This is a genomic window from Micromonospora sp. DT47, from assembly GCF_049844475.1.
In the GTDB taxonomy this organism is placed as follows: Bacteria; Actinomycetota; Actinomycetes; order Mycobacteriales; family Micromonosporaceae; genus Micromonospora.
Window position 1 is genome coordinate 1 of record NZ_JBNCLC010000006.1, and the last position, 14,542, is coordinate 14,542.

The 14,542-nt window shown below is 74.5% G+C and carries 15 protein-coding genes; 3 read left to right on the forward strand and 12 right to left on the reverse strand.

Annotated features, from left to right (window positions below; translation table 11 throughout):
• Positions 1–702: 702 nt before the first annotated feature.
• Positions 703–1,047 (forward strand): GNAT family N-acetyltransferase, encoded by a 345-nt coding sequence (locus tag ACLQ2U_RS11150; RefSeq protein ID WP_425750520.1) that lies wholly within the window; start codon positions 703–705, stop codon positions 1,045–1,047.
• Positions 1,048–1,090: 43 nt separating this feature from the next.
• Here the strand turns inward: ACLQ2U_RS11150 and ACLQ2U_RS11155 are convergent, their stop codons facing one another.
• Positions 1,091–2,326: a glycosyltransferase family 4 protein gene (locus tag ACLQ2U_RS11155; RefSeq protein WP_425750521.1), complete on the reverse strand. Its 1,236-nt coding sequence runs from the start codon at positions 2,324–2,326 to the stop codon at positions 1,091–1,093.
• A gap of 162 nt (positions 2,327–2,488) precedes the next feature.
• Here ACLQ2U_RS11155 and ACLQ2U_RS11160 point away from each other — a divergent pair, with 162 nt between their 5' ends.
• Positions 2,489–3,043, forward strand: a complete 555-nt coding sequence (locus ACLQ2U_RS11160) for a low molecular weight phosphatase family protein (protein WP_425750522.1) — start codon at positions 2,489–2,491, stop codon at positions 3,041–3,043.
• Here ACLQ2U_RS11160 and ACLQ2U_RS11165 read toward each other — a convergent pair.
• From ACLQ2U_RS11165 to ACLQ2U_RS11215, 11 genes are all read right to left on the reverse strand, one after another.
• Positions 3,024–4,484, reverse strand: a complete 1,461-nt coding sequence (locus ACLQ2U_RS11165; RefSeq protein WP_425750523.1) for a polysaccharide biosynthesis tyrosine autokinase — start codon at positions 4,482–4,484, stop codon at positions 3,024–3,026. The two genes, ACLQ2U_RS11160 and ACLQ2U_RS11165, sit on opposite strands and share 20 nt — an antisense overlap.
• A 362-nt stretch (positions 4,485–4,846) precedes the next feature.
• Positions 4,847–5,050, reverse strand: coding sequence for a hypothetical protein (locus ACLQ2U_RS11170; protein ID WP_425750524.1), 204 nt, complete (start codon positions 5,048–5,050; stop codon positions 4,847–4,849).
• Positions 5,051–5,064: 14 nt separating this feature from the next.
• Positions 5,065–5,379 carry a hypothetical protein gene (locus ACLQ2U_RS11175; protein ID WP_425750525.1) on the reverse strand — a complete coding sequence of 105 codons (315 nt, stop codon included), beginning with the start codon at positions 5,377–5,379 and terminating at the stop codon, positions 5,065–5,067.
• Complete coding sequence (locus ACLQ2U_RS11180) at positions 5,376–5,750, reverse strand: DUF1622 domain-containing protein (protein WP_425750526.1); 375 nt, start codon at positions 5,748–5,750, stop codon at positions 5,376–5,378. Before ACLQ2U_RS11180 ends, ACLQ2U_RS11175 begins: the two co-directional genes overlap by 4 nt.
• Positions 5,751–5,792: 42 nt before the next feature.
• Positions 5,793–6,380, reverse strand: a complete 588-nt coding sequence (locus tag ACLQ2U_RS11185) for a TMEM165/GDT1 family protein (RefSeq protein WP_425750527.1) — start codon at positions 6,378–6,380, stop codon at positions 5,793–5,795.
• Positions 6,381–6,639: 259 nt separating this feature from the next.
• Positions 6,640–7,605 carry an L-histidine N(alpha)-methyltransferase gene (egtD, locus tag ACLQ2U_RS11190; RefSeq protein ID WP_425750528.1) on the reverse strand — a complete coding sequence of 322 codons (966 nt, stop codon included), beginning with the start codon at positions 7,603–7,605 and terminating at the stop codon, positions 6,640–6,642.
• Positions 7,606–7,666: 61 nt separating this feature from the next.
• The gene (gene egtC / locus ACLQ2U_RS11195; protein ID WP_425750529.1) at positions 7,667–8,464 is read right to left on the reverse strand and encodes an ergothioneine biosynthesis protein EgtC; all 798 of its coding nucleotides are present in this window, start codon (positions 8,462–8,464) and stop codon (positions 7,667–7,669) included.
• A gap of 16 nt (positions 8,465–8,480) precedes the next feature.
• Positions 8,481–9,818, reverse strand: a complete 1,338-nt coding sequence (gene egtB, locus ACLQ2U_RS11200) for an ergothioneine biosynthesis protein EgtB (RefSeq protein ID WP_425750530.1) — start codon at positions 9,816–9,818, stop codon at positions 8,481–8,483.
• Positions 9,815–11,050, reverse strand: a complete 1,236-nt coding sequence (egtA, locus tag ACLQ2U_RS11205) for an ergothioneine biosynthesis glutamate--cysteine ligase EgtA (protein WP_425750531.1) — start codon at positions 11,048–11,050, stop codon at positions 9,815–9,817. The genes egtB and egtA overlap by 4 nt, the downstream gene beginning before the upstream one ends.
• 151 nt (positions 11,051–11,201) lie before the next feature.
• Positions 11,202–11,975: a hypothetical protein gene (locus ACLQ2U_RS11210; RefSeq protein WP_425750532.1), complete on the reverse strand. Its 774-nt coding sequence runs from the start codon at positions 11,973–11,975 to the stop codon at positions 11,202–11,204.
• 16 nt (positions 11,976–11,991) lie between these two features.
• The gene (locus ACLQ2U_RS11215; RefSeq protein WP_425750533.1) at positions 11,992–12,633 is read right to left on the reverse strand and encodes an RNA polymerase sigma factor; all 642 of its coding nucleotides are present in this window, start codon (positions 12,631–12,633) and stop codon (positions 11,992–11,994) included.
• A 526-nt stretch (positions 12,634–13,159) separates the two neighbouring features.
• Here ACLQ2U_RS11215 and ACLQ2U_RS11220 point away from each other — a divergent pair.
• Positions 13,160–14,524, forward strand: coding sequence for a protein kinase domain-containing protein (locus tag ACLQ2U_RS11220; RefSeq protein ID WP_425750534.1), 1,365 nt, complete (start codon positions 13,160–13,162; stop codon positions 14,522–14,524).
• The last annotated feature ends 18 nt before the right edge of the window (positions 14,525–14,542 follow it).

Here is a 14,542-nt window from a genome sequence, read left to right on the forward strand (position 1 = left end):
CAGGCTTCACGAGCGGGGGGCTCGCGGCGCCGGGACCATGTGTAACGACCGCCGGCCCACCATCATTCCGGGGCCCGACCGGCCAGACCGGCGGGGGCTTACTACTGCGGTCGTACAGAGAATGTAACGACCCCGGCCCCCCGACGATTCCGCCGCCAGCGTGCCACCGGTCACGGGACACGGCCGACACCAACCCCCAACCGGAACACCCGGACCGCGGTCACGCCCGACCCTCGACCACACCCCGGACCGACCCGACCGCACGACGCGAACCCCCCACCGAACCGGACACCGGACACACGACCCACCCGACCTGACCCACCCACCCGGCCACCGTGATCCCGACCGGGCTCCGCTCGCCGGGGTCGGTCCGGGCACTGCGCGAACTCGTCAGGATGCCAGCCACGGTGCGACGCACCGGACAACGCTCAGCCGCGCACGGACGTCACCGACGACGATCGCCTGTCGCCCGGGGACGACGGCTCGGCCGCCCTGGTCGCGGGCGGACCGGCCCTGACCCGGGCCGCGACCGGCATCCGGCACGACCTGTCCACCCTGCCGGAGCCGCCGAGGCTGCCCAGCGGCTGGTCGTGGCGCCGCGCCGGCTGGGACGACGACCTGGCCGCGGGTCTCGCCGCCGCGTACGGTCCGGGGCACCCGGACGGGTCGTGGCAGCCTTCTGACACCACCCAGATCCGCGCCATGTTCGACCACGCGGACCCGGTGCCACCGCTGGCGGGCGCCTCGGCCCGGGTCACCGGCCCGGACGGGCGCAGCGCCGGCCACGTCCTGTGCGCCGGACCGGTGCCGTGGACCGACGACGGCTGCGGCTGGATCCTCAACTTGGGCGTGGCGCCGGCGGCGCAGCGCCAGGGGCTGGGGCGCGCCCTGCTCGCCCACGCCCTGCGGGGCTCCCGGGAGGCAGGCCTGCCCAGCCTCGGTCTGGAGGTCGCCGACGGCAATCCCGCCCGGCGGATGTACGACGCCGCCGGCTTCCGGCAGGTGACCCGGGTGTTCGCGGTGCAGATGCCGCCTCGTACCGGGTGAGCGGGCCGGCACGGCCGGACCGGACCTGGGTCCGACGGATCGTTCAGCTGACCCGCTGGGCCCCACGGCCCGCCGCCACGTCGTGCAGCAGGCGCTCGATCCGGTCCACCCCCGCCCGCAGGGACATCTCCCGCAGGTAGGTCTCCCGACCCCGCCGTCCCATCTCCGACCGGGCCGCGGCCGGGATGGTGGACGCCAGCCAGAACCGGTCGGCCAGCGTGGCCCAGTCCTCGGGTGGGCAGGACAGGCCGGCCCGGGCCCGTTCCACCAGCTCGACGGTGTCGCCGCCCGCGGCCGCGATCACCGGTGAGGCGCAGGCGAGCGCGGCCTGCAGCTTTCCCGGGACGCTGCCCCGCAACTCCGGCAGGTTGCGCAGCATCACCAGCTGGTAGTCGGCGGCGGCGTACAGATCGGGCATGTCGACCGGCGACCGGCGCTCCACGAAGCGCACGTTCTCCGCGCGCAGCTCGGCGGCGAGCCCCCGCACCCGCCGCTCCTCCGCGCCCGAGCCGACCAGCACCAGGTCCATCCGGTCGTCGAGGGCCGCCGCCGCGCGGACCGCGGTCTCCAGCCCTTGCCGTACGCCGATCGTCCCCGCGTGCATCACCACGCACCGGCCGTCGCGCCGGATCATCCCCTGCGCGGCCCGACTCGGCCGCACCGGCTGGAAGATCCGCTCGTCGGTCCAGTTGAGCACCACCCGCACCCGCTCCGGTTGCACGCCGTCGGCGAGCACCAGGTCCCGCATGGACGGTGCGGTGACCGCGACCGCGTCGGCCTCCCGGTGCACCCGGCGCATGGTGGTGGCCATCCGTCCCGGCCAGCCCCGCCGTTCGGCGCCCTCGCCCTCCCGTTCCTCCTCGGCCCAGAGGTCCTGCACGTGCAGCACCGTCGGCACCTGACCGAGCAGCCGCAACAGCCCGGCGGTGGCGAAGGTCGTGGCGGGGAGCTGGAAGACGTACAGCACGTCCACATCGGCCAGGTAGCGGCGCCCGACCATGGCGGCGCTACCGGCGAACGACAGGTAGCTGGCCATCCGGGCGCCGGTCGAGCCGTCGCCGCCGGCGTAGCGCGGCACCCGGCGCACGGTCAGCCGCTCGCTGCGGGTCAGGTGCCGCCACCGCTGCCGCCAGCCCGGGTACACGTGCCCGCCGGGATAGTCCGGGAAGCCGGTCAGCACCCGTACCTCGTGGCCGCGCCGGGCCAGCTCCTCGGCGAGGCTGCCGGGGATGAAGGCCGGTTCCGGCGGGAAGTGGTACGACAGGATGCCGATCCTCATCGGCGTGTCCCCGTCGCGTACCGGAAGATCGGCGCGGCACCGGGGCGGCCGGCACCGGTGGCCGCATAGGATGCCGGCATCCCCTTCGCGTCCGGCCGCGACCGCCGGAGCACTGCCGTCGCAGCACCCACTCCCGCGACCCCGACGACGAAAGGGACCGCGATGGTCAACCGGTTGCTGATCGTGTGCCACGCCAACATGTGCCGGTCACCCATGGCCGAGTACATCGCCCGGCACCTGCTCGGCGATCGGCCGATCACGGTGGCCAGCGCGGGCACCCATGCCCTGGAGGGCCGCCCGATGCACCCGTACGCGGCCGAGATCGCGGCGGAGACCGGTGCCGACCCGTCCACCTTCATCAGCCGGGAGTTGCGGCCGGACCACCTCACCGAAGCCACCCTGGTGCTGACCGCGACCCGCCGCCAGCGCTCGATGTGCACGGCGCTCGCCCCGGGCGCGTTGCACCGGACCTTCACGCTGCGCCAGTTCGGGCGGCTGGCGGCGGCGGCCGACCCGCTGCCGGAGCCGGTCGACGCGCCGCTGCGGGACGCGGTGCGGGCGGCCGCCCGCGCCCGGGGGCGGCTGCAACCCGCCGCCCCCGACGCGGACGACCTGCGTGATCCCGTCGGTGGCACCCCCGCCGACTTCCGGCGCTGCGCCGAGGAGATCGAGCGGTCGATGCGACCGGTGCTGGCACTCATCGGGGCAACCGGCTGAGTTCCTGCGTCCGGTCCCCGGCGCCGCTGACCCCACCGGACTCGCCGCGGTGCGCGGCCGGAGCCCGCTCGGCGGGGACCAACGGCTTCGTGGTGGCGGCGATCCGGTACGCCTCGTACTGGTAGGCGTCGGCCTTGGTCACCTTGGTCATGTTGAGCACGCAGCCGAGCACCCGTACCGAGACCGAGTGCAACGACCGGGCCGCCGCGGCCACCTTGGTCCGCGAGGTCTTGCCCTGCTGGGTGATCAGGAGGGCGCCGTCGGCCTGCACGGCCACCACCACGCCGTCGGTGACGGCGAGCAGCGGGGCGGTGTCGATGATCACGATGTCGGCCGACTCCCGCAGCGCGAGCAGCAGGTCCGCCATCGCCTTGGAACCGAGCAGCTCGCTCGGGTTCGGCGGGGCCGAGCCGCTCGGGAGCACCAGCAGGGACTTGTCGCCCCAGCGCTGCACCACGTCGCCGACCTGCACGTCGCCGACCAGCACGTCGGTGAGGCCCACGCCGCCGTCGAGCCCGAGGTAGTCGGCGACCTTCGGCCGGCGCAGGTCGGCGTCGACCACCAGCACCCGCCAGCCCGCCTCGGCCAGGGCGATCCCCAGGTTGCAGGAGAGCGTGGTCTTCCCCTCGCCCTGCAACGCGCTGGTGACCGCGATGACCCGGGCCGGCTCGTGCACGTCCACGAAACGCAGGTTGGTGCGCAGCTTCCGGACCGCCTCGGCGCGCGCCGAGTTGGCCGCCTCCCCGACGATCAGCGGGGCGCTCCGCGCGCCGGACTCGAAGGGGATCTCGCCGAGCAGCGCGCTGCCGGTCACCCGTTGCAGGCCGGCGGCGTCCCGCAGCCGGACGTCCAACATGCCCCGGAGCACGGCCAGCGCCATGCCGAGCAGCAGCCCGACCAGGCCGCCGACGACCAGGTTGCGGGTCGGCTGCGGGGCGACCGGGTGGGAACTCACCCGGGGGCCGCCGACCACCTCGATCTTGATGGGTGAGGCCTTACCGTCGCCGGTCGTCTCGACATTCTCCACCAGTTCGACGAACTTCGCCGAGAGCGTCTCGGTGACCTTCAGCGCCCGGGTCTGGTCGGTGTCGGTGACGGTGGCACGCAGCAGGACGGTCCCGGTCTCGGTCGAGGTGCTGACCCGGCGCTGCACGTCGCCGGCGGTGAGCCCCACCGCGTTGTCGGCGACCACGCTCTGCGCCAGGCGGTCGCTGCGGAGCAGGTCGGCGTACGACTTGACGCGCTGCTGGAGGAAGAGACTGCCCTGGTACGCGTCGGTAACCCCCTGGCTCGGGGTGGTCACGAAGAAGGTCACCGAAGCCACGTAGCGGGGTGCCGTGCGGACGGTGATCAGCGCCGCCGAACCGACCGCCACCATGAGCGTGACCAGAACGATCCACCAGTGTCGGCGGACCAGGCGCAGGGCGGTGCGAACGTCCATCACGCCCTCCGTTCCGCCGAGGCGGCTAGCCGGTGAAACTGCACGAAATCCCCCTAGAATTCGCAGACAACATGTCAGGATCTAATCGGCGCATCCATGTAGTGAAGTGACCAAACGAATGTAGACGACCGAAGTTCTCAGTAGAGGCTGATTCGTCCCAATCACGGAACAAACCGCAGAAGACACCCATGGATCAGGCAGGCGCCGTCCGACCGCCGGCTGGCCGCCGAGGCGCACACCCCCACCGAGATCTGCTCTGCGAGGGGGCGCGGCTGACCGCGCTGCCCAGCTCCCGCTGATCGGGGCTCCTGCGGCCAGCCCGCGCACCCCCGACCGGCGGGGGTGCGCGGTGGTACGGACGTTCAGCGCCGCCGCTCGGCCGCGCGTTCCTCCTCGGTCTCCTCGGTCTCGTGCAGCGCCTCGCTGAACGGCTCGGTCAGGTCGTCGCCCGGCACCGCCACCGCCTCGGCCCGGTCCCGCTCGTCCGCCCGGCCGCCCGCCGGGGGCTCGGGGGCGGTCGCCTCGCCCGCGAAGCCGTACTCGTTCGGCTCGTCGTGCCTGCCCATGGCCTATCCTCCCGTTATTTACCGTTTGTCGCTCTGCCGCTGACGGTAGACGGTGGTCGTCCTACCCGCAGCCCGGCGATGACAGTCGTCGGCGGGACCGGGCGGGCGGAGCTCAGTGCGGCCCAGAGCAGCCGACGCAGCACGATGATCGCGGCCGCGGTCGCCAGCGCGGTCCAACCGGGCCCGGAGGTGAGCCGCAGCAGTCCGACGGCGACCAGCAGGTCCAGTAGCACCCGCAACGCCATACGCCAGGAACCACCAGTGCACAGCACGGTGGCGCCCGCCAGCAGTGCCGCCCCGGTCACCAGGACGGCGAGCACCTCGGTCACCCGCGCTCCTCCGCGGTGGCGGCCCCGGCGTCGCGTACCTGCTGCTGCTCCTGGGCGATCTCCCGGCGCAGGAAGAAATTCAGCCCGGTCCGGATGGTGGCGATGGCCGCCAGCTGCCCGATCTGGGCGAACGTCGGGGACACCGCGGTACGCAGGATGTCCGCGGCGAGCTGGAACTCCACCCCGAGGGTGAGGAACCGGCCGAGGGAGAGCCGGATCGGGGTGAAGACGGCGGCGCTGCGGTGTCGCAGTCCCTCGACGACGAACCGCAGCGCCGCCCAGAGCGCGCCGACGAAGATGACCGCCGCGCCGGCGATCTCCACCACGACGACCGCCACCCGGTCACCGTGGCGCAGGATCTCCTCCAGCATCACCGGGGAGCGTTACCCGCCCCCAGCCCGGCTAGTCCGCGCTCAGGACAGCTCGCCGACCGCCTCCAGGATCAGCCAGAGGCCGCAGATGGCGAAGAGCACCGCGGCGCCGTACCGGATGGCCTTCTCCGGCAGGTGCCGGCCGAGCAGCCGACCGACCAGGATGGCGAGCGCGTCCGCGGCCACCATGCCCAGCGTGGACCCGAGCCAGGTGCCGAACCAGCCGTACTTGGTGGCCAGGGTGATGGTGGCCAGCATGGTCTTGTCACCAAGCTCGGCGAGGAAGAACGCGACGCCGACCGCGACGATGGCCGACTTGCCGGTCTTCTCCGCCTTGCGCCTCTCCTCCTCAGTGAGCTTGTCCCCGCGCAGGGTCCACGCGCCGAAGCCGAGGAACGCCAGACCCGCGATCAGCGAGATCCAGCCGGTGGGCAGCGCCGCGTTCAGGCCGTACCCGATCGCCACCGAGGCCAGGTGCACGATCGCGGTGGCGATCGTGATGCCGATCAGCACCGGCACCGGCTTGAACCGGGTGGCGAACGTGAGCGCCATCAGCTGGGACTTGTCCCCCAGCTCGGCGACGAAGATGACGCCGAAGCTGATCACCAGCGCGGCAAGAAAACCGTCCATGAGAACCTTCCCGATCACGCCGGGAGGAGGTACAGGGGCGCCCTCGACCCGGCTGCAACAGCCTGAGTCGAAGGTCTCGCCCGCCCCGCCGTCGGCGGGGCCGCGTGGCCGGGTGCGGAACGCACCAGTGTGTCGACCACGACATTGGGGGCTACTCCCCTTCGCGCCAGCCAGCCTAGCCGACCGGCCCGCTGTCGGCCGACGCGGGTGAAGATCATCACCGCGCCGCGTCGCCACCGGGCCGGTCGGCCCCGGTCGGTCAGTCGGCCCGGGCCAGCGTCACCCCGAACAGGCCGTCGGCGTCGGTCCAGAACTCCTCCACGGCGAAGCCGGCCGCCGCCAGCTCGGCGGCGATCCCCTCCGGCCGGAACTTCGCCGACACCTCGGTACGCAGTTCCTCTCCGGCGACGAAGTCGACGTCGAGGTCGAGCACCCGGACCCGCATCGGGCGCTCCGCCCGCAGCCGCATCTCGATCCACTCCCGGTCCGGGTCCCAGACCGCCACGTGGGTGAACGCCTCCGGGTCGAAGTCCGCCCCCAGCTCCCGGTTGATCACCCGGAGCACATTGCGGTTGAACTCGGCGGTGACCCCGGCGGCGTCGTCGTACGCCGGCACCATCACGGCCGGATCCTTGACCAGGTCGGTGCCGATGAGCAGCCAGTCCCCCGCCTCCAGCGAGGCCCGCATCGCGGTCAGGAACCCGGTCCGTTCGACCGGCAGCAGGTTGCCGATGGTGCCGCCGAGGAAGACCACCAACCGCCGGCCGCCGGTGGGCAGCCGGTCCAGCTGGCGGGTGAAGTCGCCGACGATGCCGCGCACCCGCAGCCCCGGGTAGTCGCTGGCGATCTGCTCGGTGGACTGGCGCAGCGCGCTGACCGAGACGTCCAGCGGGACGAACGTGCCGAGCCCACCGCGCCGGGTGAAGGCGTCCAGCAGCAGCCGGGTCTTCTCCGACGAGCCGGAACCCAGCTCGATCAGCGTCTTGGCCTCGGTCAGCTCGGCGATGTCGGCCGCCCGCTCGGCCAGCACCGCCCGTTCGGCCCGGGTCGGGTAGTACTCCGGCAGCCGGGTGATCTCCTCGAACAGCTCGCTGCCCCGGGCGTCGTAGAACCACTTCGGGGGCAGCCACTTCGGGTCGGCGGTCAGCCCGATCCGTGCGTCCTCCCGCAGCCCGCGGCCGAGGTCCTGCTCCTCCAGGTAGATCTCCAGTGGCTCCGCGCTCATGAGGTGTCCCTTCCGTTGGGCGAACGTCCCTGACTCCCACCTGCGAAAACTCCGTGGCGCGTCACGCTCCCGCCAGGGCGTGCGTGCGCACTCCCGCCGAGGTCGCGACCACGAGTTGCCCGTCCGGCACCGAACGCCAGCCCGGGTCGTCGTCGAGCGGCTCGGAGGCCACCAGCACCGCCTCCGGCGTGGCCCGCAGCGACAGGGCGTGACCGGCCGCGGTGGCCACGACGGTCCGGCCGTCGGTCAGCAGCAGGTTCAGCCGCGACCCGGGCGCCGCCGCCTCGACCTCGGCCGTCGTCTCCGCGACCGCCGTGGCCGGGTCGGCGCCGGCGCGCAGCCGGCCCCGGACCAGCGCCCAGAGCAGCGCCGCGTCGGTCGGGGCGTCCAGGGTGAGCAGGTCCCGCACCGGCAGCCGGGCTGCCAACGGGACGGTCGAGTCGGGCCAGCCTCGGACCACCCCGTTGTGGCTGAACAGCCACCGCCCCTCGGCGAAGGGCGCCGCGGCGGCCTCCGACACCGGCATGCCGACCGTGGCCGAGCGGACCGCGGCCAGCACCGCGCCGCTGCTGGTCACCGCCGCGAGCTGGGGCAGCGTCGGGTCGCTCCAGATCGGCGTGGCGCGGCGGTAGCGGACCGGTTCCCCGCTCCGGGGGGCGGCGGCCGGGCCCGGCTCGCGCCGCTGGCCCGGGGCCGGGTCGGCGGGATACCAGCCCACCCCGAAGCCGTCCGCGTTGATCGTCCCGCCGCCGCGCATGTCGCGCGGCGCCCAGGACTGTCGCACCAGCGAGTACGGCGGGTCGAACAGCAGGGTCCGCAGGATCACCGGCGGCCCGAGATAGGCGAGGTGGCGGCACATCAGCAGGCGCCCCCGATCACCCGTGCGCCTCCTCGGGCCGGGCGTCGCGGGCGCAGCGGAAGCCGCTGAAGATCTGCCGCCGGATCGGATAGTCCCAGTTGCGGAAGGTGCCCCGGCAGGCCGACCGGTCGGTGCCGAACGAGCCGCCGCGCAGCACCTGGTAGTCGTCGCCGAAGAAGACCTCGGAGTACTCGCGGTAGGGGAACGCGGCGAACCCCGGGTGGCCGCGGAAGGTGGTCGACGTCCACTCCCAGACGTCACCGATCAGCTGGTGCACCCCGAGCGGTGAGGCACCGGCCGGGTACGCCCCCACCGGCGCCGGCCACAGGTGCCGCTGGCCGAGGTTGGCATGCGCGGTGCTCGGGTCCTCGTCACCCCACGGATAGCGGCGGGAGCGGCCGGTCGCCGGGTCCCAGCGGGCCGCCTTCTCCCACTCCGCCTCGGTGGGCAGCCGCCGGCCGGCCCAGGCCGCGTACGCCTGCGCCTCGAAGAAGCTGACGTGCACCACCGGTTCGTCGTGGCGCACCGGCGACCAGCGGCCGAACCGGTGGTACGCCCAGCCGTCGCCGTCCCGGCGCCAGTGCATCGGCGCGGTGAGCCCCGCCTCGGTGCGGTGCCGCCAGCCGGCCCCGCTCCACCAGCGCGGGTCGTCGTACCCGCCGTCGGCGACGAACTCCCGGTAGGCCCCGTTGGTGACCGGCGCCGCGTCGATCACGTACGCCGGCAGGTCGACGATGTGCGCGGGGCGCTCGTTGTCCAACGCCCACGGGTCGGTGGAGGTGCCCATGGTGAACGGCCCGGCCGGCACCAGCACCTCGCCGGCGACCCGGGCCCGGGGCTCGGGCGGCGGCGGCGCGTCCAGCACCGCCGGGCCGGAGCGCAGCTGGTGGGTGGCGAGCATCGTCTCGTCGTGCTGCTGCTCGTGCTGGACGATCATGCCGAAGGCGAACCCGTCGGCCAGCAGCGGACGGTCAGTGAACGGCACCCGGTCCAGCAGGTCGTGGACCTTGTCCCGGACGGTGTTCAGGTAGGCCCGCGCCTCGGCCGGCGGCAGCAGCGGCAGCGCGGGGCGGTCCTTGCGGGGCTGCTTGAACGCGTCGTACAGGTCGTCGATGTCCCGCCGGACGGGCTCACGACCACCCACGTCGCGGACCAGCCAGAGCTCCTCCTGGTTGCCCACGTGGGCGAGGTCCCAGACCAGCGGGGACATGATCGGCGAGTGCTGGCGCATCAGGTCGTCGTCGTCGACGGCCCCGGTCAGCAGCGCGGTCCGGGACCGGGTCCGCTCCAGCTCCGCCGCGATCCGGCTGCGCAGCTGCTCGGCGCCCAACTGTTCGGTGGTCGTACCGGTCACCGGTGTCCCCCCTCCGCGGCGGCGCGGCGCCGCCGGATTCCTCGACTCGTCTCCTCGTGGGTCTCCGCCGGCAGCTCCAGCCGGGGCAGCGCCTCCAGCGCCAGGTCGAGCAGGGCCGCGGCGGCCGCGGCCAGCGGCGGGTCGGCCAGGCCGTGCCGGGCGGCGGCGTGCCAGCGGTCGGCCACCGGCTCGCCGAGCGCCCGGGCCGCGCGCACCGTGTCGGCGCCGGCGAGCAGGGCGGTCAGCACGGCGAGCGGTACGGCCCAGTCCCGCCCGGGCTGCGCGTCCAGGTAGCGGATCTCGAGGTAGCCCCGGGGTCGCACCGGCGGGAAGAGCGTGCTGGCGTGGTATTCCAGGTCGTCCGTGGTGGGCGGTCGGGGCAGCGCGCCGTCGAGCCAGTCGGCGAAGGTGACCCCGGGCGGCGGTGTCCAGTCCGGACCGTCGTGGCGCAGGCAGAGCAGCGGCGCGGCGAGGACGTAGCGGCTCCAGGCCGCGAGCGGGTCCTCGTCCGGGCGGTGCGGCGTCCAGACGGGCCGGGTGCGGGCGGGGTCGATGCCGAGCCAGGCCGCCATCCGCGCGGACGCCCAGCCGGTGCGCCGCCCGGCGTGCCGGTCGGCGGTGGCGAACGCGGCCACCAGTGGCGGTCCCACCGCGTGCACGGCGGCCCAGCGGGCGGTGAGGTCGGCCGGCGCCCCCGCGTCGAGGCAGACCTGCAGGCCCGCCGTGCTGTACATCATGGTCCGGCCGGCCGGGCCGCGCCGGTCGAAGACGCAGCGCATGGCCCGGTAGCGCGGGGTCTCCACGACCGGCCGTGGCGGCCGCCACGGGTCGATGCCGCTACGCCCGAGCACCAACCCGGCGCGCGCCAGCAGGGCGGTCAGTTCGGCGATGTCGGCTTCGGTGGCCGAGATCAACGCGGCGACGGACGGTCGCGGCGGGGTGGACACCTCCACCTGTCCCCCGGGCTCGACGGTCACGGTGCCACCGTGCCGGAGCGGTCGGGCGGGGCTGGTGCTGTCCAGGGTGACGGGGCTGTACGGCCCCAGCGCCGCCCGCAGCCGCTCCCGGTCCACCGGTCGAGCGGGGTCGGCGGCGTCGTGCACGGTCCATTCCAGTTCGACGCCGGTGAAGACCGGGGGCCCGGTCTTGAAGCAGATCCGGGCCAGGTGGCCCACAGCGGCGGCGACATCCCCCAGCACGGTCCTCCGGTCCAGCTCCGGCGACGTCACCACGAGATGGTCCCCCTCCCGACGCTGGATCCGGCCGCACCATCACCACGGTGGCGTCGGCCATCACCGGCCGGGCCCCCGCAGGTCCCATCTTCTGTCTAGCAGACGGAATTCGCCGACCGGGCGGGAAGAAATTTCTGTGAATCCTTCTCGACTAGCTCTTCTTGCTGGTTCGGGCGTCGGGCGTGGGAACCCCGGGGGCGGACCCGGCGGGGGCGGGACCGGTCCGGGAGGCCCGGGATGAGGACGGCGTGACCGGTTCCCCCTCGGGCAGCAGGCGCTGGCAGTAGGCCGTCACCTGCCCGGCGCCACCGGCGGCGGCGACCAGGTCGGCGAACCCGGGGCTCGCCAGCGCCTGGCGACGCTGACCCTCGGACTTGGCCAGGTAGGCCCGGCACTGCCCGGCGAGCTGCCCCGCGCCGGCCGGCTTCCCGGGACCGCCGGGGGTGGTCGCGGCGGACGACGGTACGGCGCCCGGCGTGGTGGTGGGTCCGCCGGAGCTGCCGGCACCGCTGGGCGAGGACGATCCGCCCTGGTCGCCGCCGGTGGAACCCGGCGCGGGCACCGGCGGGCGGGGCGGCTCGGCCGGGCGGTCGATGGTTACGGCGGCGAAGGCGGCGCCCGCCGTGGCGGTGGCGGCGATGCCGCCGATCCAGGCGACCACACCGGTGGTCAGTCCGCGCCGCCGCCGGGCCGGGGCCACCGGCGCGGCCGCTCCCGCCACGCGGACGGCCCGGAAGGCCGCCAACGCCTCCTGCTCGCCGGCCAGCTCACCGGGGCGGGCCGGGGCGGAGGCGGCGGAGAGCAGCCGGGTGAGCGGGTCGGCACCCTCGGCCGGAGGCGTACCGGCGTGGGCGGCGTCGAGGAGCCGATCGGACTCGGCGCGGTCGGCGGGCCGGTCGGGTCCCTCGGAGCGACGGAAGTTCATCCAGTTTCTCCTCACGTCATCCGTCCGCCGGCTCGGCCCGGGAGGCGCTCGGCGCCTGCCGGTCGCGGCCGCGCCGCGGGCGCGGCGGCCCGGTCCGCTGGTCGCCCTCCGACGGCTGGGACAGGTCCTGGCGTGACAGCAGGGCAGCCAGCCGGCGCAGCCCGCGGTGCGCGGCCGTGCGCACGGCACCGGGCCGTCGCCCGAGCACCCGGCCGGCGGTCTCCGCGTCCAAGCCGATCACGGCTCGCAGCAGCACCGCCTCCGCCTCGCGGGGCGGCAGCGTCGCGATCAGCGCCAGGGCGGACTCGGTCCCGATCGTCTCACCGGCCCGTTCGGCAGTGTCGGCGTCCCCGGCCAGTTCGCTCAGCGCCTGGACCGGGACCGGCAGCGACGGCCGGCGGCGTTGCCGGCGCAGGTGGTCCATCGCCCGGTTCCGGGCGATGGTGACCGTCCAGGCCCGGAACTCGCCCCCGGTGAACCTGGGCAGGTCCCGGGAGATCTGCAGCCAGGTCTCCGAGGCGACGTCCTCGGCGTCGGCGCCGACCAGCGCGGTGAGGTAGCGCAGCAGACCGGGCTGGAGGCTCCGGTAGAGGAAGCGGAATGCGTCCTCGTCCCCGGCCTGCGCCGCGGCGACCGTATCGGTCAGCTCACCGGTCATGGATCCGCCGTTCCCGCCGTCCGGCCCGAGTCGCCGCCGGTCGGAGGCGCGGGACGCACCTCCGGCCCGACAGCCGGACCCCATCGCGCACCATCAGCCCCCCGCTGACCCGATCGCGCCCGGCGCCGACGTGGCCCGGGCGCCATGTCTGGACACTCGCCGCGACAGTATGGCCGTACCGCGGCATCGTGGGCAGGCCCGAGTCGCGCTAACGCTAGGAGCGGATGGACCGGGGGGACAAGTTGCCGCCAGGCAAGAAGAGAGTGAGAAATATCTACTCCGACACGCCGCGACTCGGCGTAACGAAAACCTGCCCCGAGACGCTCCCGGCGTCCGCTCACGGGAGCGGGCCGGCCATGACGGGGAGCTGCCCGCTCAGACTACGGCGCCCGGGCTCGACCGGTGTCACGCCGGGTTTCCGGATCGTCACCGCGTGTCCGGGTCCGCCGGACCCGGTCCGCGGGCCGGGTCACCGCCGGAGATGTCGCCGCCTGCCGTACGCCCGGACTCTGGGTACGGTATTGAGGTGTTGTCATCCGAGGTCGTGCTCAGCGGCCGCTACCGCTTGGACGAACGTGTCGCCACCGGCGGCATGGGCGACGTCTGGCGTGCCACGGACCTGGTCCTCGGCCGCCAGGTCGCGGTGAAAGTGCTGCTGCCGGCACTGGTCTCCGACCCGGACTTCATCGCCCGTTTCCGCGCCGAGGCGCGGATCATGGCGGCCCTGCGCCACCCGGGCATCGTCCAGGTCTTCGACTGCGGCGAGGACGACCTCCCCGACGGCGGGCGGGCCGACTACCTGGTCATGGAGTTCGTCGAGGGCGAGCCGCTGTCCCGCCGGATCGAGGCGGCCGGCCACCTGGACGTGGCCGAGACCATGTCGGTCGTCGCGCAGGCCGCCCAGGCGCTGCACGCCGCGCACGCCGGCGGGATCGTGCACCGCGACGTCAAGCCGAGCAACCTGCTGGTGCAGGAGGACGGCACCGTGGTGCTGGTCGACTTCGGCGTCGCCCGGTCGACCAACGTGACCAGCATCACCAGCACCAACGCGGTGCCGGGGACCGCCCTCTACATGGCGCCGGAGCAGGCCACCGGGCGGCCGGTCTCGGCGGCCACCGACATCTACGCGCTCGGCGCGGTGGCGTACTGCTGCCTCACCGGGGGTCCGCCGTTCACCGGCGACAACCCGCTCCAGGTCGCCGTCCGCCACCTCGACGACGAACCGCCGGAGCTGCCGTACGACATCCCCGAGCCGGTCCGGGCGCTGGTGGCCCGGGCCCTGGCCAAGGATTCGGCCGACCGGTTCGCCACCGGCGCCGCGATGGCCGAGGCGGCGCGGGCCGCGGTGGCCGACGGCTCCGAGCCCACCGCCATGGTGCCGGTGGCGCTGCGGGGCGCTGCCGGGCCGGCCACCCGGGACGACCTGCAGACCGTGCCGGCGGGGGCCGCGGTGGCGTCGTCCGGGCGACGTGGTCGACCCGGCACCCTGGTCGGTGCCCTCGCGGCGGTGCTGGTCGCGCTGACCGCGCTCGGCGCGGCGCTCAGCGCCGCGAATGACGCGGAGCCCCCGGCGACCACCATCCAGCAAACCGCCCCGGCCACGGCCCCCGGCAGGGAGGCCGACGTGCCGGTCGTCGCCGAGGAGACCACGACGGACCAGGGACGCCGGCCGGTCCGACAGACCGGGACCACCAGTCGGCCGTCGACGTCGGCCACCCCGACCCCGACCGCCGAGCCGAGCGGATCGCCGGCGGCGGAGCCCTCCACGAGCCCGCCCACCGCCGACCCGACCACCGCCGACCCGACCACCGAACCGTCCACCGAGCCGGCGAATCCCTCGAACGAGCCGAGCCCGCCGGCGCCCGGCGGTCCCGTCCTGCCCGGCAGCTGACCCGGCCCGCCAGCCACG

Coding starts and splice junctions, on each gene's coding strand:
- ACLQ2U_RS11150 (WP_425750520.1), top strand. CDS start 703: ATGTTCGACCACGCGGACCCGGTGCCACCGCTGGCGGGCGCCTCGGCC.
- ACLQ2U_RS11155 (WP_425750521.1), bottom strand. CDS start 2,326: ATGAGGATCGGCATCCTGTCGTACCACTTCCCGCCGGAACCGGCCTTC.
- ACLQ2U_RS11160 (WP_425750522.1), top strand. CDS start 2,489: ATGGTCAACCGGTTGCTGATCGTGTGCCACGCCAACATGTGCCGGTCA.
- ACLQ2U_RS11165 (WP_425750523.1), bottom strand. CDS start 4,484: ATGGACGTTCGCACCGCCCTGCGCCTGGTCCGCCGACACTGGTGGATC.
- ACLQ2U_RS11170 (WP_425750524.1), bottom strand. CDS start 5,050: ATGGGCAGGCACGACGAGCCGAACGAGTACGGCTTCGCGGGCGAGGCG.
- ACLQ2U_RS11180 (WP_425750526.1), bottom strand. CDS start 5,750: ATGCTGGAGGAGATCCTGCGCCACGGTGACCGGGTGGCGGTCGTCGTG.
- ACLQ2U_RS11185 (WP_425750527.1), bottom strand. CDS start 6,380: ATGGACGGTTTTCTTGCCGCGCTGGTGATCAGCTTCGGCGTCATCTTC.
- egtD (WP_425750528.1), bottom strand. CDS start 7,605: ATGAGCGCGGAGCCACTGGAGATCTACCTGGAGGAGCAGGACCTCGGC.
- egtC (WP_425750529.1), bottom strand. CDS start 8,464: ATGTGCCGCCACCTCGCCTATCTCGGGCCGCCGGTGATCCTGCGGACC.
- ACLQ2U_RS11210 (WP_425750532.1), bottom strand. CDS start 11,975: ATGAACTTCCGTCGCTCCGAGGGACCCGACCGGCCCGCCGACCGCGCC.
- ACLQ2U_RS11215 (WP_425750533.1), bottom strand. CDS start 12,633: ATGACCGGTGAGCTGACCGATACGGTCGCCGCGGCGCAGGCCGGGGAC.